General features: G+C 52.2%; 20 protein-coding genes and 1 tRNA gene. 5 read left to right on the top strand and 16 right to left on the bottom strand.

Annotated elements, in window-relative coordinates:
* Nucleotides 1-14: 14 nt before the first annotated feature.
* Complete coding sequence (locus tag NEV57_RS00330) at nt 15-1817, top strand: CocE/NonD family hydrolase (RefSeq protein WP_257656293.1); 1803 nt, start codon at nt 15-17, stop codon at nt 1815-1817.
* A 39-nt stretch (nt 1818-1856) separates the two neighbouring features.
* On the opposite strand, the gene NEV57_RS00325 is transcribed toward NEV57_RS00330, so the two are convergent.
* The 3 genes from NEV57_RS00325 to NEV57_RS00315 form a co-directional block, all read right to left on the bottom strand.
* On the bottom strand, nt 1857-2153 hold the full coding sequence (locus NEV57_RS00325; protein ID WP_257656292.1) for a chaperone modulator CbpM: 297 nt from the start codon (nt 2151-2153) through the stop codon (nt 1857-1859).
* Between the two features lie 4 nt (nt 2154-2157).
* Nucleotides 2158-3063, bottom strand: a complete 906-nt coding sequence (locus tag NEV57_RS00320; RefSeq protein ID WP_257656291.1) for a DnaJ C-terminal domain-containing protein — start codon at nt 3061-3063, stop codon at nt 2158-2160.
* Between the two features lie 143 nt (nt 3064-3206).
* A complete protein-coding gene (locus tag NEV57_RS00315) occupies nt 3207-5213 on the bottom strand; it encodes a M13 family metallopeptidase (RefSeq protein ID WP_257656290.1) in 2007 nt (668 codons plus the stop codon).
* Nucleotides 5214-5563: 350 nt separating this feature from the next.
* Between NEV57_RS00315 and NEV57_RS00310 the strand changes: the two genes are divergently transcribed.
* Complete coding sequence (locus NEV57_RS00310; protein ID WP_257656289.1) at nt 5564-6820, top strand: MFS transporter; 1257 nt, start codon at nt 5564-5566, stop codon at nt 6818-6820.
* Between the two features lie 330 nt (nt 6821-7150).
* Nucleotides 7151-7642 (top strand): SRPBCC family protein, encoded by a 492-nt coding sequence (locus NEV57_RS00305; RefSeq protein WP_257656288.1) that lies wholly within the window; start codon nt 7151-7153, stop codon nt 7640-7642.
* Here the strand turns inward: NEV57_RS00305 and NEV57_RS00300 are convergent.
* The 7 genes from NEV57_RS00300 to NEV57_RS00270 all read right to left on the bottom strand — a co-directional run bounded on the left by NEV57_RS00300 (nt 7637) and on the right by NEV57_RS00270 (nt 13813).
* Entirely contained in the window at nt 7637-8506 is an 870-nt protein-coding gene (locus NEV57_RS00300) for an SDR family NAD(P)-dependent oxidoreductase (RefSeq protein WP_257656287.1), read from the bottom strand. The two genes, NEV57_RS00305 and NEV57_RS00300, sit on opposite strands and share 6 nt — an antisense overlap.
* 5 nt (nt 8507-8511) lie before the next feature.
* Nucleotides 8512-9051 (bottom strand): NUDIX domain-containing protein, encoded by a 540-nt coding sequence (locus NEV57_RS00295; RefSeq protein ID WP_257656286.1) that lies wholly within the window; start codon nt 9049-9051, stop codon nt 8512-8514.
* A gap of 43 nt (nt 9052-9094) precedes the next feature.
* Entirely contained in the window at nt 9095-9961 is an 867-nt protein-coding gene (locus NEV57_RS00290) for an aldose 1-epimerase family protein (protein ID WP_257656285.1), read from the bottom strand.
* A gap of 99 nt (nt 9962-10060) precedes the next feature.
* Complete coding sequence (gene nfi, locus NEV57_RS00285; RefSeq protein ID WP_257656284.1) at nt 10061-10753, bottom strand: deoxyribonuclease V; 693 nt, start codon at nt 10751-10753, stop codon at nt 10061-10063.
* 72 nt (nt 10754-10825) lie between these two features.
* On the bottom strand, nt 10826-12181 hold the full coding sequence (locus NEV57_RS00280; RefSeq protein WP_257656283.1) for a hypothetical protein: 1356 nt from the start codon (nt 12179-12181) through the stop codon (nt 10826-10828).
* An 8-nt stretch (nt 12182-12189) separates the two neighbouring features.
* The gene (locus tag NEV57_RS00275; protein WP_257656282.1) at nt 12190-12816 is read right to left on the bottom strand and encodes a hypothetical protein; all 627 of its coding nucleotides are present in this window, start codon (nt 12814-12816) and stop codon (nt 12190-12192) included.
* Between the two features lies 1 nt (nt 12817).
* A complete protein-coding gene (locus NEV57_RS00270) occupies nt 12818-13813 on the bottom strand; it encodes a hypothetical protein (RefSeq protein ID WP_257656281.1) in 996 nt (331 codons plus the stop codon).
* A 163-nt stretch (nt 13814-13976) separates the two neighbouring features.
* Between NEV57_RS00270 and NEV57_RS00265 the strand changes: the two genes are divergently transcribed.
* Nucleotides 13977-14891 (top strand): NAD(P)/FAD-dependent oxidoreductase, encoded by a 915-nt coding sequence (locus NEV57_RS00265; protein WP_257656280.1) that lies wholly within the window; start codon nt 13977-13979, stop codon nt 14889-14891.
* Between the two features lie 9 nt (nt 14892-14900).
* On the opposite strand, the gene NEV57_RS00260 is transcribed toward NEV57_RS00265, so the two are convergent.
* Nucleotides 14901-15431 (bottom strand): SRPBCC family protein, encoded by a 531-nt coding sequence (locus NEV57_RS00260; protein ID WP_257656279.1) that lies wholly within the window; start codon nt 15429-15431, stop codon nt 14901-14903.
* A 77-nt stretch (nt 15432-15508) separates the two neighbouring features.
* A complete protein-coding gene (locus tag NEV57_RS00255; RefSeq protein ID WP_257656278.1) occupies nt 15509-15841 on the bottom strand; it encodes an ArsR/SmtB family transcription factor in 333 nt (110 codons plus the stop codon).
* A gap of 351 nt (nt 15842-16192) precedes the next feature.
* Between NEV57_RS00255 and NEV57_RS00250 the strand changes: the two genes are divergently transcribed.
* Complete coding sequence (locus tag NEV57_RS00250) at nt 16193-16972, top strand: copper resistance protein NlpE N-terminal domain-containing protein (protein WP_257656277.1); 780 nt, start codon at nt 16193-16195, stop codon at nt 16970-16972.
* Between the two features lie 94 nt (nt 16973-17066).
* Here the strand turns inward: NEV57_RS00250 and tig are convergent, their stop codons facing one another.
* The 4 genes from tig to NEV57_RS00230 all read right to left on the bottom strand — a co-directional run bounded on the left by tig (nt 17067) and on the right by NEV57_RS00230 (nt 20493).
* Nucleotides 17067-18416, bottom strand: a complete 1350-nt coding sequence (gene tig, locus NEV57_RS00245) for a trigger factor (RefSeq protein WP_257657016.1) — start codon at nt 18414-18416, stop codon at nt 17067-17069.
* Nucleotides 18417-18484: 68 nt separating this feature from the next.
* Nucleotides 18485-18566, bottom strand: a tRNA-Leu gene (locus NEV57_RS00240).
* A gap of 102 nt (nt 18567-18668) precedes the next feature.
* A complete protein-coding gene (locus NEV57_RS00235; protein ID WP_257656276.1) occupies nt 18669-19616 on the bottom strand; it encodes an MlaD family protein in 948 nt (315 codons plus the stop codon).
* Between the two features lie 73 nt (nt 19617-19689).
* Nucleotides 19690-20493: an N-acetylmuramoyl-L-alanine amidase family protein gene (locus tag NEV57_RS00230; RefSeq protein WP_257656275.1), complete on the bottom strand. Its 804-nt coding sequence runs from the start codon at nt 20491-20493 to the stop codon at nt 19690-19692.
* Nucleotides 20494-20644: the final 151 nt, after the last annotated feature.

The raw sequence follows: 20644 nt of genomic DNA, 5'->3' as shown, positions 1-20644 counted from the left end.
CTAACCTATAAACTATGAAAAGATTAATTCGCGGGCGCTATGAACCGTTAAGCCTGTGCATTGCCGTAATGGCCGTGTCCCTTTCTTTTTCCCCACGGACAGCCATCGCTGCACCGCAGAACGAAATCCGGATTGTACGGCATGTGGAAGTGCCCATGAGCGACGGCGTTAAGCTGTATGCCGACCTGTATCTTCCAGCGGCTCCCGGCAAGTATCCGACCATTGTGACGCGGACCTGCTATGGCGTACAACGTGATGGGGTACATGAAGCCATGATCCGCTTTGCCCAGCACGGATATGCCGTGGTGGTGCAGGACGTGCGCGGCCGGTATGAAAGCGAAGGTACCTGGGAACCGTTCCGCGACGAAGGCAAGGACGGTTACGAAACGATTGAATGGGCAGCGGCACAGTCATTTTCCAATGGCAAGGTTGCCCTGCAGGGCGGCAGTTACCTGGGCCATAACCAATGGGCGGCCGCCAGCAAGACACCGCCCCACCTCGTGGCCATCTTTCCGGGGGTGGCGTCTACCAACATTTACGCCAACTGGATTACCATGGGGGGTGCCTTCCGGCTAAGCTTCAACTACGGCTGGGGGGTGGTGCGCATGCCAAACCGGATCATGCTCCCTCAATACTGGCATAGTGCTGCCTACACGCCGGAAGAGCTGAAATACGAAAACATCCTGATGCACCTGCCATTGAATACCGGCGATCTGGCGAGCGCAGGGTCCCCCGTTCAGCATTACCGCGACTGGCTGGAACACGAAAGCTACGATGAATACTGGAAGGCCATCAGCGATGAAGAAAGCTTTGACCGTATCAATGTGCCGGTGCACACGTACGGCGGATGGTTCGATATTTTTCTGATGGGCACCATCAACGGCTATGTCGGCATGCGGAATCACGGGGCAACACCCGAAGCACGGGCCGGCGCCCGGATGATCATCGGCCCCTGGGGCCATGGGCCCTCCCAAAGCTTTGGCGGGATTGATTTTACGCCCATCGCCAATATGGACATGTTCGACGTGCAGCTGGATTTTTATGATTACCACCTGAAGGGAATTAAAAACGGGCTCGATCTGGAAAAACCGGTACAGCTCTTCTACATGGGTGCCAACAAGTGGCGCAGCGAGTCGGACTGGCCCATACCCCAGACGAAATACCGCGAGTTGTACCTGAACAGCAGCGGTTCGGCCAATTCGGTACGCGGCGATGGCCGGCTGACGTTTGACAAGCCGGCGGAAGCGGCAACGGATACGTACCGTTATGATCCGGCACAACCGGTCCCCACCACCGGCGGGAACAACTGCTGCGGCACGCCCACCCAGGCGGGACCGGTGGACCAGCGGCCGCTGGAGCGACGGGAAGACGTACTCGTTTATACGAGCGATTTCCTTACGGAACCCCTGACCATTGCCGGCCCAATCAAGATGAAACTGCATGCGGCAACGGACGGTCCCGATACCGACTGGATGATCAAGCTGGTTGATGTGCAGCCGGATGGATATGCCATGCCGGTAGCCGAAGGTATTTTACGTGCACGGTTCCGTGAAGGACTGGATAAAGTGAAGCTGCTGACGCCAAACGAAGTGTATGAATACGAGATTGAGCTGACCAGTACGGCCAATGTATTTAAACCGGGGCACCGCATCCGTATCGACATTACATCGAGCAATTTTCCGCAGTTCGATCGCAATCCCAACACGGGTGCCCCCCTGGGATCGAGTGATGAGCTGCGCGTTGCCCGGCAGACCATCCATCACGGCGGGGCACGGCCCAGCCACCTGGTTCTGCCGCTGGTTCCGGCACTGGATTAACCGAATGAAAACCGCACCGTGCGGCCAGTGCGGTGCGGTTTACCGCAATTCATACAGGTGAAGCTTGCTTTTAAGGGTCTTCAGCTCGTCCTGCATGGTCTTCATCTGCTGGAGGAGGTGCTGAATGGCTTCAATCCCCTCCAGGTTAATATCCAGGTCATAATGAAAACGCACCCACCTTTCCAGGTCGGGCAACTGATCCGGACTGACGTAATATTCGTTGTCCACGGTGACGACTTCAATCAGTCCGGACTCTCCCAGTGCCTGTATAAACGTAACTTCTGCATGATGGTGCACGCAGAATTCATGTACCGCGATTAATTCCTGTTTTTCCATGACTTCATTTGTTAGGTGATGTGTCTGCAAGCTCCCTGAACAGCTCCCGCTGTCTGTCGGTCAGGTCCGTCGGTATGGTCACCTCATAGGTGATATAAAGGTCGCCAAATGTACCCTCCTTCCTGTATACCGGAAAGCCCTTGCCCTTTAGCCTGACCTTCGTACCCTGTTGTGTACCGGCTGAGACGTTCAACTTCACTTTTCCGTTCAGGGTGTCTATGGTTGCCGCTCCGCCCAGCACGGCGGTATAGAGGTCAATCGGGACCGTGGCGTATAAATCATCGTTCAGCCGTTTGAACAACGGATCGTCCGCAATATGGAAGGTAATATACAGGTCGCCGGATGGACCGCCGTTCACGCCGGGGCCACCGTACCCTTTCAGTTTAATGACCTGGCCATCGGCAACGCCGGCAGGAATGGTGATGCGGATATTTTTCCCGTTGACGGTTAATGTCTGTTTATGGGTGTTGTACGCATCGCGCAGCGCCAGATGCAAAGCCGCCTGGTAATCGCTGCCCCGGAACCTGGCCTGTCCGCGCCTTCCGGCACCCGCATCGCCGAACAGCGACTCAAAAAAGTCGGAGAAACCGCCGGCGTCAAAATCACCGGAAAAAGATTCCGGCCCGGCCGTATGCCTTGCCCCGCCCTGCGGCTGCGACCGCCGGGCCTGCTCAAACTGATCGGCGTGCTGCCAATCCTTCCCATACTGGTCGTATTTTTTGCGCTTGTCCGGGTCACTGAGCACTTCATTCGCTTCATTGATCTGCTGGAATTTTACCTGCGCCTCTCTGTCGTCCGGGTTCAGGTCGGGGTGCAGCTTGCGCGCAAGCTTGCGGTATGCCTTTTTAATTTCCTCCTGCGAGGCGCCTTTGGGAACGCCCAGAATTTTATAGTAATCCAAAAATTCCATAGCCAAGCCGTTTAGTTGAAAAGCCACTGTTCCGGGGTCAATAATCATACCGTTGTTAGGCCGCCGCGGACAGCTACAGCAAATTTAAAATAAAAAGGCCACCCCGTATAAGGGGTGGCCCTGTTTTATCCGGAGACCGTTAGCTACCAGATGACGATGCGATTGGCTTTCGGCAGGAAAAGCTTATCCCCCGCCTTAATATCAAACGCCTCATAAAAGCCATCTACATTGACCAACGGTCCTATAGCCCGGTATTGGGCGGGTGAATGCGGATCTGTTTTTACCTGGTTGGTCACAAACGCGTCGGTTGTCTTGGTCCGCCAGATGGTTGCCCATGACAGGAAAAAGCGTTGCTGCTGTGTAAATCCGTCAATGTTACCCGGGTTCCCCTTATCCTGCAGGTACAGGTTCAGGGCGTCGTACGCCACGGAAACACCGCCCAGATCGCCGATATTCTCGCCGAGGGTAAAACGGCCGTTGACAAAAGCACCCGGAACCGGTTCATACGCACTGTATTGCGCTGCGAGTGCTTCGGTCGCCTGCCCAAACCTGGCCTGGTCATCTGCTGTCCACCAATTATTCAGGTTGCCATCGCCATCGTATTGGGAGCCGCTGTCGTCAAATCCGTGGGACAGTTCATGGCCAATTACCGCACCGATTCCGCCGAAGTTGACGGCCGCATCGGCTTTGTAATCATAAAACGGTGGCTGCAGGATGGCTGCAGGAAACACAATTTCGTTATATGGCGGATTGTAATAGGCATTTACCGTCTGCGGTGTCATTTCCCATTCGGTCTTATCGACCGGTTTGCCCGCTTTCGCCCGCTCTTCCTCAAATTGCCAGCGACGGGCGTTCAGTGTATTTTCGAACAGCGACGGTCCAACCGTCAGTCCGGAATAATCTTTCCATTTGTCGGGGTAGCCGATTTTGACATGGAATTTTCCCAGTTTTTCCAATGCTTTCGCTTTCGTATCGGCCGACATCCACTCCAGTTGCTGGATGTGGTGTTCAAACGATTTAACCAGGTAACTGACCATCTCCTGTGCAGCCGCTTTCGCTTCTGCCGGAAAATAAGCCTCCACGTAAAGCTTGCCGAGCATTTCCCCGGCTACGGCATTGACAAACTGCAATCCCCGTTTATCCAGTGCACGTTGCTCACGTTGCCCCCGCAGGGTCCGGCCCCAGAAGTCAAAACTGATTTCGTCCAGTTCACGCGTCAGCTTCGTTGCAGCACCGTCAATCAGGTGGAAGCGCAGTAAGTCCTTAATGACTTCCAGGTTTTCCGGCACCAGCAGTCCGTCCAGCTCCTTGTAGTAACGGAGGTCATCGATAATCACGGTGTCGGCCGTAAAACCGGCATCCTGCAGGTATTGGGCGATATCCAGGTGCTTAACCAGGTTTTTCAGGTCGGTCACTGCCACCGGATTGTATTGCAGGCTCGCGTCACGGATCTGTTCTACGGTAAGCATATGACCGGCAAGTTCTTTTTCAAAGGCAACCAGTTTAGGGCCCTTCAGGTCGCGCGTACGCTGGCCCGTCAGGGGAAACAGGCGATTGATGTAATTGCTATAATCTTCCAGGGTCCGGATGTTGGCGGCATCCTCCTGTTGATAATAAGCGCGTCCCAGTCCCAGATCCGCTGCACTCAGGTACAACGCGTTGATGTTACTGTTCTTCATGTCCGGATCCACATAGGTACCAAACAATGGATTACCGCCTATCGGCGCCATTTCCACCAAGTAGCGGTACAAGCCGTCAAAATCCCGGATCGCATCCACTTTTTTCAGTAACGGTTTAAGGGGTTCGATGCCGGCACGGTCACGGGCATCAAGGTCAATGTAACTCCGGTATAGATCTGCAATCTTCTGTCCTTCCGATCCCGACTCGTATGTGCGTTCCAGTGAAGTTTTTAACACAGCGAGCGTCGCTTCGTCCGTATTTTCAATTAATTCATCAAAACTTCCCCACCGTGCCTTATCGGATGGTATTTCAGCGGTTTTCATCCAGCTTCCGTTCACGTAGTTGTAAAAATCATCCTGTGGCCTTACCGATGTATCCATAAAACCGGGATTGATGGCCTGGTGTTGCTGCGCCAGGGCTGCGGTGCCCATTGTGGCCAGCGCGGCCATTGCCAAATACTTCTTCTTCATATTACCTTATTCATATTAATCCGGGGCAAAAATAGAAAAAAACGATGTTGGATAGGAACGGAGCGATCGTAAATGGGTGACACAGTCTATTTTATGACCGCCATTTCACAATTTTGGATATAAAATTATATATTTGCCGTGCGACTAATCATTGCACTCATGAAGATCACCCACATAAACTACAACCTGTCTCACCGGGACAGGGCCTGAGTTCGGGGAACACCCTCCTCAGCTCTTTCATTATTTCAGGTATCCCCTGAAGCGATTCCTTCATTCATTACGTTTAAGCTTTTAACCTGTATCTTTCCGTGGATGGCAACACCCGGAGTATGCATTATACCATCAACACCATGAAACAAGCGTGGAAAAGAACATTTGCGATCATCTGGACAGGCCAGTTCATGTCGCTCCTCAGCAGTTCGGCGGTTAACTTCGCCATTATTATCTGGCTCAGCCTCGAAACCGGTTCTGCGGAAGTGCTGGCCTTCGCTGCCATTGCCACCTTTTTGCCACAGGCATTAATCGGCCCTTTTGCAGGGGTGTATATCGACCGCTGGGACCGCAAAACAGTGATGATCGCCGCCGACGGCTTCATTGCTGTCTGTACACTGGCCATGTCGCTGCTTTTTTATTTCGGGCATTTTGAACTCATTTTCATTTACCTGCTGCTGGGACTGCGTTCCGTGGGCTCAGCCTTTCATATGCCGGCCATGCAGGCTTCGGTTCCGCTGCTGGCACCGGAAACGGAACTGCTCCGGATTGCGGGGATCAACCAGGCCATCCAGTCGGTATCAAGTATCGCCGGCCCGGCATTGGGCGCACTGGCCATTGGCCTGATGGACATTCAGCAGGTATTGCTGCTGGACGTTGCGGGGGCAGTCGTTGCCATTAGCTCGTTACTGCTGGTCAAGATTCCCAATCCCGAAAATGAAGCCCAGGCTCCGGGTGGTGTCAGGCAGGTGCTGCGGGACATCGCCATCGGCGTCAATGCCGTTACGGCAAACAAAGGGCTCGCCTATATGTTCCTGTTCTCCATTTTGGCAACCTTCTGCATTATGCCCGTAGCCGTGCTCTTTCCGCTGCTCACCCTGCAGCACTTCGGCGGCGGCAAATTTGAAATGAGCCTGATCGAGGTGGTCTGGGGCATCGGTATGCTGGCCGGCGGCGGATTATTGGGTATATTCAAACCGACGGTCAATAAAGTGATCATCATTAACTGCATGCATATTATGCTGGGTGTTTCGCTGGCGGCTTCCGGCATCCTGCCGGCAAGTGGTTTTGTGCTGTTCGTGGTGCTGACAACCCTGGGAGGTCTTTCAGCGTCTATTTATCATGCCACATTCACCACCATCATCCAGGAGAAGGTAAATCCCGCAATGCTTGGACGGGTATTTTCCATGTTTTTCAGCATCGCCCTGCTGCCGTCGATTATCGGCCTCCTGAGTACCGGTTTTATTGCCGATTATATTGGCATCAGCCAGACGTTCATGATTCTGGGGAGCCTGGTCGGCGTTATCGGCATCGTGTCGTTTATGGTACCGGAGCTGATGAAATTGGACATCCGCAAAGAAACGGCCGTGGAGGAGACGGAGCCATTGGAAGACTAGGCCGACTACGCTGCATAAACCAGCTGTGTGCTGCATTGGACAACTTCGTGCCACGTACGGAAAAGCTTCGTGGTACCTCAAGGGTAAGTCCGGTTTGGGTACACGGTGAGTCCGGCAAAACTTCGGCAAAAGGTGGACTCAACGTGGACTCATGGTGGACTTACCGTGGACTCACTCCGACGGTGTCCCGAAGCGGGTAGGAACCAGCCTGTACCGGACCCGGGAACGGGGTCATGTCTTTTAGTCGAAAAAACAAACCGCATCACAAAAACGTTGTATATTTACGCAAAACTTCATAGCAGAACCTATACAGAATCAAAGCAGCTAATTATGCAAAAACTCAGCAAATCGGTCGAAGTCGGTCTACCCCATCAGGAAGCGTTTAATGCGTTTGTAAGGGAGTTAACGTTATGGTGGCCAAAAACATATACCTGGTCAAAAGATAAATTGATCGAAATCGGCATCAACCCCATCCCGGGCGGGCACTGCACCGAAATTGGCCCGCTGGATTTCCGCTGCGACTGGGGTACTGTCACGGAGGTAAAATACGGCAGTTACATTGCATTTAAATGGCAGATCACGGCATCCCGTTCACCGGAACCGGATCCGGACAAGGCCAGTGAGGTACGCATCCGGTTCGTCCCGGCAGGCGACAGCCGTTCCCGCATTGAACTGGAACACGACAAATTTGAAAACCACGGGGAAGGGCATGAAACATACCGCGCGGCCATGGATGCCGAACAGGGCTGGGATTATATGTTAGCGTGTTTTGAAAAACACGCCCGGACCGCGAAGCGGCTTACCGTTGAGGTGAAATCATAAAAACGGGATGCCGGTGTAGCGCTCCCAGGCGGCCCAAAGTGCACCGGTCAGCTCGGCATTGCGTTTCGGTATGTAGATTTTGGCCCGTTTGCGCTTTACAAAATAGGCGCCGTTAAAGTTGTTTGCCTTTTTTTCGTCCGTTGCCAGGTACACCATGGTATCCGCCCCCTTTTTTGGCGATGTTAGCAACGGGCGGAAAAAGCGGAAAAACAGATGGTAGAGTGAATCGCTCTGCCCCGCGAAATTGGTGGCTACCATGCCGGGGTGAAAAGCGTTCATGATCACCTGGTTGTCCTGCGGGTTATTCCGCTGCCGGCTGGCAAATTCGCGGCCCATTAAAATCACGAAAAGCTTGGCGTCGCCATACGCACGGAGCGCATGGTACCGCTGCTCATACATCAGGTCATTCAAATCGGGTCTTGCGGTATAATGCGCCATGGATGCCGTATTGATAATCCGCGCATCCGGCTGGCGCTGCAGCTTGGGATACAGCAGGGCAGACAGCATAAAAGGTGCCAATACGTTTAATGCAATCGTTTTCTCCCAACCGTCTTCGGTTTCTTCCCGCCGGGTGTTCATCACGCCCCCGGCATTATTGATCAGCACGTCGAGGCTGTCGAAGCGACTGTTAAATGCCTCGGCCAGGGCCAGTACATCGGATTTTTTCAACAGGTCGGCCAGGAGCACGTCCACCGCGGCATCGGGCGCAATAACCCCGATTTCCTGCTTTACAGCGGCTGCTTTCGCTGCGTCTCGCCCGTGTATGATCACGTGCGCACCCTGTTTTGCCAGTGCAATAGCCGCTTCCCTGCCGATGCCCGACGTAGCCCCTGTAATAAGTATGCGTTTGTTTTTAACTGCCATAATGGTTATATACCCATCATCCGCGCGACCATCAGGATGGCGCACATGGAGATGGAATCTGTAATTTCCGAGCGCATTACCAGATCTACCGCCTCGGCCAGCGGAATTTTACGGACCTGCAATTCTTCCGTTTCCTCCGGACTGGACGGCCCCTGTGTGAGTTCACGCGCCAAATAAATAAACCCCTCCTCATCGGTGACCGAATTGGACGTATGGATCCGCCCGATCCGCTGCCAGTTTCCGGCTTTCAGGCCGGTTTCTTCCTGCAGCTCCCGCTGCGCCGCAGCCAGGGCATCTTCGCCGATCGGCCCTCCCCCTTCCGGAATTTCCCACGAGTACTCCCCGAGTGTATAGCGGTATTGACCCACGAGGTAAATAAATCCGTTTTCGTCGAGGGGAACAATGCCGATCGCTTTATTCTTGAATCCCACCACCCCGTAAATGCCCGGATGGCCGGCAGGTGTAATGACGTCGTGGTGTTCTACCCTGATCCAAGGGTTTTCGTAAACCGTATCGGTATGGGTAGTCTGCCAGTTGTTTTCCATATTTCTTGCTGTTAACTACTGTTGTTATCGGCCCCGGGGCTGCTTAAAAACATTCCACCGCCCAGGTTGCCGTCCATGTCTCTCCGGCTGCAAGGCGCTGGATGCCTTCTTTCTCTTCAAGCCGCTGGTTGTGCGCCACGCCGTCAGCGATACCGTACCAGGGTTCAAGGCAAACGAAATCAGCGTCCCGGGCCGCCCATATACCGAAATAAGGGAAGTATTCATGGTTAAATCGGAGACCGCTGTCATTCAATATATTGCGGAGCGAAACCCGCTGGCTGTTCAGGGTTTTCAGGACAAGTGCATCGGCATAAAAGAGCGTATGTGAAAGCGGCAGGCGGTGATTCTCCAGGGGGATAGCGCTGATGGAATCACCTACCAGATTCTCCACTACACGGTGGCAATACAATATCTCGTCATCCGGAAACTCCAAGTAATAGTCGCCGTAGCCGGCATCGCCGGCTGTGGGCGTCGCAAACGCCGGGTGCCCCCCGATGGAAAACAGCAACGGTTGCCGCTGATCCGGATTTGACACTTCGTATGTGCAGATAAGTTTTGCCCCGGCAAGCGCATAGCGGAGTTTCAGCTGAAAAGCAAACGGGTATACGTTTCTGGTTTCTTCAGTATCAGTCAGGGTAAACTCACCGGCCGTTGCAGAAACCTGCTTTTCGTGAAAAACGAGGTCACGCGCAAACCCGTGACGCGGTAACCGGTATGGTTGGCCCTGGTACAGGTATGTATCATCCTTCAGTGCACCGACGATTGGAAACAGGATCGGACTGGTTTTGGCCCAGTATGCCGGATCAGCATTCCAAAGGTATTCCAATTGATCACTCCGTCGACGCAGGCTTTGCAGTTCGGCGCCTTTGGCGGCCAATGCCACATGCAGGTAGTCATTTTCCAGGACCATAATTTATGCCTTTTCCGCAAACTTAGCTAAATTCCAGTGATATGCAACGCCTATAATAGGCAAGCCTCCGTTAGTCGGCCGTGCTCCTTTTCCGCTGGCTCAACCGGATGCCGAGGCATATCCTTCTTTCAGCTCTCCTCGCCTGAACCGGTTTACCAGCTCATGGGCCAGCCGCGTGGGCTCGGGAATCCGGTACCTGCCCAGGCACTGACGGATAACCTGCAGGCTATTGTTCATGCCCATGAGGTGACCCGGCGATATAAAAACGGGGGCCACGTTCCTTTTGCTGCGGAAGGCGTGGCCAATCTGCTCCTCTCTGCTAAGTATCGGACGGTGGCTGCCGGTTTCCGGAGCCGGCGGATCAAACATGCCGGTCAGCAGCTTTTTTGCACAGCCAATGGTTGGCTGTCCGGTTTCAATACCGAAATGGGTGGCAATACCCATCCGGCGCGGATGGGCGATACCGTGGCCATCGACCACCAGTACGCCGGGTTTAACCGGCAACTGGTTCCAGGCCTGTATAAGCGCGGGCACTTCCCGGAAGGCCAGGTAACCCGGTACATAAGGGAACCTGGTTTCAGCCTTAACCAGCGACCAGCTGACGGGTTTCAGTTCCGGAAAGGAAAGCAGGATAATGCCGGCATATACCGTGGTGCTGTATAGGTTCAGTGAAATATCGGCTCCCCCGATCAGGTCCAGCTGAAGCGGACGCTCGCCAATATCCAGTTTGGCCCGGAGTCCGCGTTGCAGCTCCGTTGCTTCCGGTATACTGAGTTCATCGTATGGTTTCATAATGCAAACCTGTCAATTTAACCGGCCGGAAACCGCGTAACGGCAGCCAACCGACAACACAATATACGGATTTTAGTCTTTTACCACGATATCCAGCACATTATTCCGCTCGAAGTCGGTGCTCAGCTGAAACGTGCGTTCTTCCCCGTCGGCGATAATGCGCAATGCTGCGGTATTCGGTGGTATCCGGCCGAGATTTTCAGCCCGGAATAATATCCGGTTGTTTCCGGGCTTCAGCGCAATCCCAAAGCGGTTACCCCCCTTGGTAACGGTTATCCGATCGGCAACCGGGATTCCATTCACCTGCACGGAAATGATGTCGCCGTCTTCCAGCTGCTCGTCCCAGATTTCCAGCTGTACCTTTTCGGACTGCACCGTCCACTGGCCAATGCGCAGGTCGCGCCGCCCAGCCGTCTTTCCGGAATACCGCGGTTTTTCAGCGGGGTTATCCGCAACCGGCCTACGCGCTTCCCCTTCACCGGACCTATCCTTCCCCTCTCCTGCCGGCAGGTACTGAAAGCGCGCGACCATCACCGTGGCATAGGCATTGGACCGGTCGCTGAAATCAAATGCATAAAGCTGTGCGCGGCTGCCTTCGGTACCGACAATGAAGTTTGCCGTATTGGGTGGCAGATCGCCGTAATTATCGGCAAAAAAGGCGATGTAGTTTTCCCCGCTGTCCAATCTGAGTCCATCAAGTGCCATCGCCTGCTCAACCGGCAGGTGGTCAGCCACCATCCGGCCGTTATGTACCACGGTTACCGTATCCCGGTCGTACCGTTCTTCATCCTGTACGGCAAAGGATAACAGGGGCGCATCGGTCCGGACAGGATCATATACCCCGTAATAGAGCGAGTCGGTGTGCACAATCCGCTCGGTATGGGGATGTTCCCAGGGGATGTCGTTTACACGGTTAAGGGTGATCGGCTGCTGATACAGGAAATCCCGGATATATACCTTAGTATTGGTGTAAAATTCGTTATCGTATACGCCACTCATGAATATGCCGAAACGGTCGATCCAAAGCCGCTTCAATACCAGCTGGTTTCCGGTGTTCGCCGGTGCACGCTCCAATACCCCGTTCAGGTACATCATCCACGGCCCCAGTCCGAAAGGCTGCTCTTCGACCGGTACTTTATTCCGTCCGATCCCCAGCTGGTGGTCATTCTTCTTCACCAGCAGCAATTCATATTCACCCTTGAAATGACCGTGCACCAGGGATAGCCGTGCAGGATAAAGCATGTTTTCAACCGGATTTGCGATCTGCAGCTGCATTTCAATGGGTGGAATATGGGGCCATGGCTGGTATTGCACTGTCCACGTGCCCGGCCATCCGTGGCGCTCCTGGGCCAGCGCGGAGAGGGCCAGGCTGCACCCGATCACCATGCAGCTGTACCGGCATAAAAGCGTAAATACCTTACTGGTCATGCCATTGTTCAGCTACGTTCGAAAGAAGCCACCGAACCATCGCGATGAAAATAGATATACCACAATTCCCGCGACCCGTCAATCTGGTTGGGATACCACTGGGTAATGCCATAGCGGATAATCAGGTAAACATGGTCCGCCTGATCCGCTCCCGCTATCAGGGCCGCTTTTTCGTTGTAATTCCGGATCACCGTGGCCACGGTGCGGAAGGGAACGCTGTCCAGCGCCACCAGTTTCTCCTGCAGCTGCTCGCGCACGGAAAGCTGGACGGGAGTGGGATCACTCCATTTGCCCCCGCTATAGGTATAGGCATCGATAAATTCCGGGTTTTCCGGATGCTGCAGCTTGGCCATGATGCGGCCGTCATCATAAAAATGGATATCGGCATACAGGTAAATGGACCTGGAACGGTATTGCGGCAATTCCCGCAACTGCTGTTCTGCCCGGGCCAACGCAACTTCATCCGCCACGAATCCGCTAATGCGTTCGTCGGCTTCCGAAAACAGGTGTTCGTCGGGCCGCGTATTAAAGGTATCGGTTATGCTCTGCGATACCTGGCGGCATGCGCCCATCAACAGGATAGTGCTGCATATTCCGACATAACGTGCATGCATCCAAAAACGAGTGTTCTTCATGTTACGTAGTATCTTCAAGGTCTGTAGCAAACGCCACGGTCTGCGGCTGGTCTGCCAAGTAAAAAATGGGGATGGTTTTCGACCGGGTAATATCCATTTCAAGCAGGTCGACGATTTTCTTAAAGCTGGTCCGGTGCACGATGCCCCGTGCATCTTCATATTCCAGTTCAAAACGTACCTGCGGCTGTTCATTGATGTAGGTGCCCGTTTGCCGGGCTTCCAACAACCGGGCCTCCGCGCGATGGCCTGCATACTTCAGCTGTATTGCATCCGTGTTACTGAGAAACAATTTTCCAAGGCCGCCGCTGACCAGCCAACGCAGGGCCAGCAGGGTAATCGGGCACACCAGCAACGGATGGAAAAAGGTGAGAAAGCGCCAGCCCGTCCCCTGGTTTTCATAACGGTAACTAAACACAAAATAAGCCGCTACCACAGCCAGCAACAGGAACCATCCCAGTCCAATCACCAGCTGCCGACGGCGGTCGGGCTGGAATTCGGAACCGTCCATAACGATGACCGGGGTTTTCGCCAGGTCCTGGTTAATGCGGAGGCGTACCGGCTTACCGGTATCAAAACGGTGCAGTCCGGGACGCATATCAACGACGGGAAGTGTCTCCTGAATCGGGGTGCCCGACAGGTTATCAAACCGGAGCGTAACCGCCAGTTGCGGGTATCCATCGACCGGTTTTCCTTTGGCTTCTGATGTAACGACCGTCGCTTCCCGTGGGATACCGGTCTTTAATAACGCGGCCAGCTGGCGCTCTTCCCGGATCGGCGAGACGATCCACTGCCTGAAATAACGGAAAAACAGCCAGCACCAGCAAACGACAGCCAACGCCAGGTATGCGAGTGCCAAATAGGGGCTGGACAATGAACCCACATGCCGTTGGCCGCTGCCCGAATAATTGATGCTGTAATACAGGAACATCGGAAACGGTACGGCAAAAAAGAACATATACAGCGACCAAAATACAGACATCCCCTTTTTAAACGCCATACACAAAGATAATTTTTTTTGCCAGCATACCTAATCCAGTACGGCCGGACATCCCGAATCAACACGTGTAAACCGTAAAACAAGTGTCATAAAAAGCAACATAATTGCATTAAAAGAAATCAATTAGCATCTTTGCCTGACGATTTATTTTATTCCGGAATCCATGAAAGAACAGCAGACATTCGACGTGATTATCATCGGCGGCAGCTATGCCGGTTTATCCGCAGCCATGGCGCTGGGCCGGTCCTTACGGCAGGTACTCATCATCGATGGCGGTTTACCCTGCAATAGGCAGACTCCGCATTCGCACAATTTCCTGACCCAGGACGGTGTTGCCCCCCGGGAAATCGCTGATTTAGGCAAAAGTCAGGTGCTGCAATACGATACCGTCCGTTTTCATAATGATACGGCGGTTAACGGCAGAAAAAGTCTGGCCGGATTTGAAATAGAGACGCAGTCCGGCCGGACATTCATGGCTAAAAAACTGATCTTCGCAACGGGTCTCAGGGACATCATGCCTGACATTCCAGGTTTCGCCGAATGCTGGGGTATTTCGGCTATCCATTGCCCCTACTGCCATGGCTACGAATACCACGGACAGCAAACAGGAATCTTGGCGAATGGTGATGCCGCTCATCATTATGCATCGCTGGTTTCCAACCTTACCCGTGATTTAACCGTTCTCACCAATGGTAAACCGTCATTTACACCGGATCAGGAGGCACACCTGGCAAAGCAACACATTCAGGTAGTGGCAAAAGAAGTCGGCCACATCGACCACAGCAAGGGTCAGATCCGCCAGGTCGTTTTCAAAGACGGTTCTGCCATGCCGTTCACCGCGCTCTATGCCGGATTACCGCAAGAGCAGCATTCCGATATCCCCGGACAGCTTGGCTGCGCGCTAAACGAACGGGGACTACTTACCGTGGATGACCTGCAGAAGACAACCGTGGATGGTGTTTTTGCTGCAGGAGACAACTCGTCGATGTTCCGTTCCGTCGCCTTCGCCGTTTCTACCGGTAACCTGGCCGGAGCGGCATGTAATAAGGAATTGGCGGAGGAACGTTTCCTAAATTGACCGCGTTCCTCAAACGTTGCCTTCGTATTCCTTTTCCACTTGGTTGTGTATTTCCCAGAAGCCTTTCGGGGCAACGTCATTGAGTATCGCGGCGAGGATGCCGAGGTGTGTATGCCATCCGCTGGCGACACTGATGCGGACATTCGCTTTCGGGGATAATTTCCGGTGGGTTAAGATGAGCAATACCGCATTGTCCTGGTTTTGTTCCCTGAGTTCAATCGTTACCTCCGATCCATCGCCCCAGGTTAAGGCAATTAAATGCGGCGGATCACATTGCAGCACCGTACCCGAAAAACTGTGTCCTGTTTCGACCATTTCCCTGTATTTCTCCGGAGGGGTGTCCTGTTCGTCACTTAATTCGGCGTGCTTAAAGTGCAGGGTATATTCACCGCCTGCCGAAAGTTCCATTTCGCCTTTAGCGAGCCATTTACGGCGTTTTTCAGCATCGGTAATGTATTCCCATACCCGACTAACCGGCCCGGGCAGCAGCCGCTCAAACCGGATCGTATCCGGCGCGATCATTTTTCCATGTGCATTCATACGTTGCTATTTTTGTTTGACAGTGATCTATTTTAGATGAGTTACTTTATTGTTCCTTTTGAGAATTCACCGCCGTCCTATTGCTGTTTATCGGTATCAAGATCGCTTTTCAGCAATTCTTCCAAAGCATCGAGCCGGCCATTCCAGAATTTCCGGTATTGTTTTACCCAGGCCGACACCTCATTTAGGGGTTGAAGATTTGCATTACAATAGCGCTCGCGCCCCTTTTGTCGGATGGTAACCAAACCGCATTCTGTAAGTATACGGATGTGTTTGGATATGGCAGGGCGACTGATTTCAAAGTTATCAGCCACACTGTTGAGATTCATTGACTGCTGTGAAAGTAAATGGATAATCGCCCTGCGGGTAGGATCAGCAATTGCCTGAAATACGTCTCTTCTTATTTCCATATTATTATTTGTAACCATTTGGTTTCACAAAAGTAAAAACAAAACCATTTGGTTACAAGTATTTTCTCAATTTTTATACCGATCAACCTGTTTATCCATTGAAATACAATTATTTAATAACTTAAAAAAAGCACATTAGGGTTCCGCCATGAATCAGATAAGTAAAATAAACAGGCTTATTATTTCAGTTCCGGGAACGGGGTACCATAGGCAAGTCCTCCATACCTGCGCGCAACGCCGTCCGGCTATTTTTCAACAGCTGGTTTATTAAGCATTTGCTAATCTGCTCAACATAATACATTTATCTTTTTTGGTACATTTTATGTACATTGGTTTTTAAATGAAAATATCATGAAAACACAAACCGGAAAATGGGCGTTAGGTGTGCTGATGCTGGCAGTCGTCACCGTCACTGCCTGCAAAAGCAATAGGGAAGCCGGACAGGCAAATCCGGATCCGGCCCACAACAGTCAAAATGCACTTGATTGGGCCGGCATGTATCAGGGGACATTGCCCTGTGCGGATTGTCCGGGTATACAGACCACGCTGACACTCTCGGAGGACGGCGGTTATACGCTGCAAACCAGTTACCTGGAGCGGGGCGATTCGGTATATACCGAAACCGGTCAATTTACCTGGGACGATGCCGGCGGGAGGATCACGCTGGATGGCGATGGCCAGAAATTCCAGGTAGGCGAAAACAGGCTGATCCAGCTCGACCACGAAGGCAACCGCATAACAGGCACGCTGGCCGACCACTATGTACTTGAGAAAATAGACGACACACTGATCGGGAAATACTGGAAGCTTGTCGAGTTGCACGGCAAGCCGGTGGAACCGGGCAGCACGATGAAAGAGCCTTTTATCCGGCTGACCGCTGTTTCAAACCGCGTTGAGGGAACGGGGGGCTGTAACGGCATGGGCGGTACATTCGAGCTGAAAGCACCCAACCGCATCGGCTTCTCCCACATGATCCGCACCATGATGGCCTGTGAAAACATGGAAATCGAAAACGACATGATTGGAGTCCTTGAAACCGCAGACAGCTACCACGTCAGCACAGACACCCTGCAATTATTCCGGGCACGGATGGCGCCGCTGGCCAAATTTGTAGCAGTACCTGACAACTAAAAATCAGCTAAATAAAAAAAACCTCATCGCGCCGGCATTACAATACTGCCCTTGCGATGAGGTTTTCAGGTGATCGGCCCCTGCGGGGCGAATCTTATTTCAATTCGAGGAATTTATCGTATGCGATTTCCTTTTTCTCCAGTTTTACCAGCCCTTTCAGGTAATCAAATACCTTCTTTGCTTTTACTTCATCAAACAGGCGGTTGGCCTGTTCCTTGTCGCCAAGCAGCTGCACAGCGTATTGCGATAACTGCTGCTCATTAACTTCCTGTCCCTGGCCATAAAGCTTAATCTGCGCTTCAATCCGTTCCTTGGCCAGTGCCAGCACTTCTTCGTATTTTACCTCCAGGCTATTCTTGGTAATGATCCGGTTTTCAATGATCGTCCATTTCAGGTTCCGTAAAAAGTCAGGGAAACCTTCTTCCAGCTCATCCGCCTTAATGTTCGCGTTGGTCGCTTTAAGCCAGCGCTTCAGGAATTCTTCCGGGAAAGCCGCATCCACAGCGTCCATGCCCGTTGTATACAGGTCGTTCTGCAATTTCTGTGTAGCATTCTGCTCCAGCATGCCTTCTACTTCTTCCCGCACTTTTTCCCTGAAGGCCTCTTCGGTTTTTACCGTTCCTTCACCGAATAACTTATCATAAAGCGCTTCATTAAGATCCGCTTCTTCCAGCCGGTTCACGTTTTTCACGGTTAATTTCACGGTAGCGGGATCCAGTCCGGCTACTTCTTCTTCCGTAATGCCGAGTACACGGGCAATATCACTGTCGGCTTTAAACGCCTTTTTGATATCCACAACCACCTCATCGTCTTTCTTAAGTCCGATCAGCTGTTTCTTTATTTTCTTATCATCTACCAGATCTGTCCGCACGGACGCCGTATTTACGATACCGCCTGCTACCGCTTCGCCCTTGGCATCCACCTGTTGCAGCTCGCCATACAGAACATCCCCGTCTTCCGAAACATCCGGATTGGTCATCTTGCCGTAGCTGCGGCGCAGGTTTTTAATGCGTGAGGCCAGTGTTTCTTCGTCTGCTTTAATCTCGTATTCCGTAAACGTTGATTTTTCGGTAAACGGAATAGCAAATTGCGGGGCAAGGCCGATTTCGTATTGAAAGGAAAACTGGTCGTTAAAATCCCAGTTATAATCGTTCTTATCGTCTTCCTTCGGCAGCGGCTGGCCCAGGATTTCCAGTTTCTGCTCGCCGATATATTCGTTGATTTTATCGCTGACCACCCGGTTGATCTCGTCAAACAGAATGGCTTTTCCATATGTACGCCTAATGTGTGATACGGGGACCATACCGGGGCGGAATCCCGGCAATTTTGCTTTCTTGGCCTGCTCTTTAATGGCCTTGTCTACCTGGGGGGTGTAGTCTTCCGGACCGAGGTCCACTGTAATGACGGCGTTGACGTCGTCGATGTTTTCGTGTGAAATATTCATACTCATTAGTAAGCGTTTATCGCATCGTTATATAAAAAATCCTCCCGAAGTATTCGGGAGGATTCAAGTGCGGAAGAAGGGACTCGAACCCCCACGCCTTGCGGCGCCAGATCCTAAGTCTGGTGCGGCTACCAATTACGCCACTTCCGCATAGGATTTTGTTTTGGACTGCAAAAATAACGGTTATTCCCCAAAATGACAAATCCTTTTTTAATTAAATGCAATGGATTTACCGGTGCCTTTTCCGGCTGGCTAATCGGTGTTTTTCCGGCCAAATACGGAGAAATGCACATACCTGCCGGGCCTTGCCTTCATATCGCCAATCAGCGCTTCCAGATTCATGGAAGCCTGATTCAGGTTATTATACAGCTCTTCGTCGTTCAGCAGCAGGCCTATCGATCCCTGGCCCTGGTTGATGCGATCGGTAATCGACTGGAAGTCAGCCATCGCTTTATTTGCGCTGGTTATCGTTTCAGCGAAGTTGGCACGGGCTACCTGATCGGTGATCTGGTTGAGATTGTCCAGTACCTGCGAGATCTTCTCATTGTTATTTTTCAGGTTTCCGGTAATGGACACTACATTGGTCATGATATCGCTGATGCGGTTGCGCTCGGAAACAACCAGCCCGTCCAGCTGACGCGTAATCCCCTCCAGGTTTTGCAGGGAGTTGGCAATACTGCTGACACTTCGGTTAAAATCACGTTGAAAATCCGCATTAATGGTATTGTTGATCGAACTGAGCACGGAGTCCAGCACTGCAGCAATATCCTGTGCTTTTTTCTGGATAGGTTCTACCTGTTCCATAATGTTCTTCTGGATCGAGGCCTGCAATTCATCGCCGTTTTGCGCGTATTCAGGGCTATCCCCCAATTCAAAGACGATAGCCTTCCCCCCTAAAAGATCGGTACTGGCCAGCTGGGCAATGGTATTGGAAGGGATTGCGTAATTGCGGCTCACCTTAAACTCCGTCCGTATCCGTCCATCGGGCTGCAATTCCATTTCAGACACCCGGCCAATCTGATAACCATTCACCAGAATGGGTTTCGATGAGGTCAGTCCGTCCACCCGTTCGTACACCGCATAGAATGTCTGGTCGCTGCTGAACACGTCGTTCCCTTTCAGGAAGCTGTACCCAATCACCAGTATTGCAATAGCGACAACGGCCAGGATCCCGACCTTGGTTTCGTTTGGAATTTTCAAAATGGTATTGATTTATCAGTCAATAATGCGTTGCATGTTACTCACCCTTAGAACAAGTTTGGTGCCGAATTGTTCAGCGCTCCACCTGCCGCTTGTATGCTTTGATGGCATCCAATAGATTTTTCACGATTTCCGCCTGCCCTTTTTCCGACTTCATGTATGCCTCCTCACTGGGGTGGCTGATAAAACCGATTTCCGTAAGAACAGCGGGCATACCCGCACGGGCCAGCACGGCCAGGCTCAGTTCCTGCACACCCCGGTCCGGCCTTCCTGATTTGACATATTCACCCTGGATAAACGAAGCCAAACGGATACTTTGGTCGCGGTATTGGTTTTTCATCAGGGAAAAGACAATATAACTCTCCGGATCCTTCGGATCGAACCCCTGATAATTATCTTCATAATTCTCCTCCAGCAGAATATCGGCATTTTCACGGAACGCGGCATCCTGTTCGCCCAACCGGCTGAATCCGGACACGAAGGTTTCCGTACCGGTAATCCGCTTCGCCAGTTTGGCAGGCACGGAATTACAGTGAATCGAAATAAACAGATCCGCCCGCTTGCTGTTCGCCAGCTCAATGCGTTTATACAGCTCAACGTCCGTATCGGTGGTGCGGGTATAGTAAACCTTGACCCCCGGTATGGCCGCCTCAATGGCCTTACCAAGCTTCAATGTCACCTGCAGTGCCAGGTTTTTCTCCAGCGAGGAACTCCCCCGGGCACCGGGTTTATCGCCGCCGTGGCCTGCGTCCAAAACAATGGTCCGGATGGTATAGACCGAATCGGTATACTGATTTGCCGATGCAGCCGTTGGTAAGGATAAGGCAAGCAGAAACAGGAAACAATAAATGTATGGTGTAAAATATTTGCTGATCATATCGCTATTTTGGGGGTTCGGTTTTCCTGCCGCGTTGCGCTGTCACACCGCGGCATTCAAATTCGTTATCCTGTTGGATAACGATCGGGTGAATATATTTGAAAACACCGAAATCCTAACTATTTTTAATTAATTTTGTGCGCAATCCGAT

The sequence above is a fragment of the Parapedobacter lycopersici genome (genome assembly GCF_024643285.1).
Taxonomy (GTDB): Bacteria; Bacteroidota; Bacteroidia; order Sphingobacteriales; family Sphingobacteriaceae; genus Parapedobacter; species Parapedobacter lycopersici.
The sequence above is the reverse complement of the archived record's forward strand: the minus strand, read 5'-3'. Positions and strand labels throughout refer to the sequence as shown.

What these genes read in the sequence shown, in the direction of transcription:
- NEV57_RS00255 (WP_257656278.1), bottom strand. Translation starts at nt 15,841, where the DNA reads ATGGAAATAAGAAGAGACGTATTTCAGGCAATTGCTGATCCTACCCGC.
- NEV57_RS00305 (WP_257656288.1), top strand. Translation starts at nt 7,151, where the DNA reads ATGCAAAAACTCAGCAAATCGGTCGAAGTCGGTCTACCCCATCAGGAA.
- NEV57_RS00280 (WP_257656283.1), bottom strand. Translation starts at nt 12,181, where the DNA reads ATGACCAGTAAGGTATTTACGCTTTTATGCCGGTACAGCTGCATGGTG.
- NEV57_RS00300 (WP_257656287.1), bottom strand. Translation starts at nt 8,506, where the DNA reads ATGGCAGTTAAAAACAAACGCATACTTATTACAGGGGCTACGTCGGGC.
- NEV57_RS00290 (WP_257656285.1), bottom strand. Translation starts at nt 9,961, where the DNA reads ATGGTCCTGGAAAATGACTACCTGCATGTGGCATTGGCCGCCAAAGGC.
- NEV57_RS00315 (WP_257656290.1), bottom strand. Translation starts at nt 5,213, where the DNA reads ATGAAGAAGAAGTATTTGGCAATGGCCGCGCTGGCCACAATGGGCACC.
- NEV57_RS00250 (WP_257656277.1), top strand. Translation starts at nt 16,193, where the DNA reads ATGAAAACACAAACCGGAAAATGGGCGTTAGGTGTGCTGATGCTGGCA.
- tig (WP_257657016.1), bottom strand. Translation starts at nt 18,416, where the DNA reads ATGAATATTTCACACGAAAACATCGACGACGTCAACGCCGTCATTACA.
- NEV57_RS00270 (WP_257656281.1), bottom strand. Translation starts at nt 13,813, where the DNA reads ATGGCGTTTAAAAAGGGGATGTCTGTATTTTGGTCGCTGTATATGTTC.
- NEV57_RS00230 (WP_257656275.1), bottom strand. Translation starts at nt 20,493, where the DNA reads ATGATCAGCAAATATTTTACACCATACATTTATTGTTTCCTGTTTCTG.
- NEV57_RS00275 (WP_257656282.1), bottom strand. Translation starts at nt 12,816, where the DNA reads ATGAAGAACACTCGTTTTTGGATGCATGCACGTTATGTCGGAATATGC.
- NEV57_RS00265 (WP_257656280.1), top strand. Translation starts at nt 13,977, where the DNA reads ATGAAAGAACAGCAGACATTCGACGTGATTATCATCGGCGGCAGCTAT.
- NEV57_RS00295 (WP_257656286.1), bottom strand. Translation starts at nt 9,051, where the DNA reads ATGGAAAACAACTGGCAGACTACCCATACCGATACGGTTTACGAAAAC.
- NEV57_RS00330 (WP_257656293.1), top strand. Translation starts at nt 15, where the DNA reads ATGAAAAGATTAATTCGCGGGCGCTATGAACCGTTAAGCCTGTGCATT.
- NEV57_RS00320 (WP_257656291.1), bottom strand. Translation starts at nt 3,063, where the DNA reads ATGGAATTTTTGGATTACTATAAAATTCTGGGCGTTCCCAAAGGCGCC.
- NEV57_RS00260 (WP_257656279.1), bottom strand. Translation starts at nt 15,431, where the DNA reads ATGAATGCACATGGAAAAATGATCGCGCCGGATACGATCCGGTTTGAG.
- nfi (WP_257656284.1), bottom strand. Translation starts at nt 10,753, where the DNA reads ATGAAACCATACGATGAACTCAGTATACCGGAAGCAACGGAGCTGCAA.
- NEV57_RS00310 (WP_257656289.1), top strand. Translation starts at nt 5,564, where the DNA reads ATGAAACAAGCGTGGAAAAGAACATTTGCGATCATCTGGACAGGCCAG.
- NEV57_RS00325 (WP_257656292.1), bottom strand. Translation starts at nt 2,153, where the DNA reads ATGGAAAAACAGGAATTAATCGCGGTACATGAATTCTGCGTGCACCAT.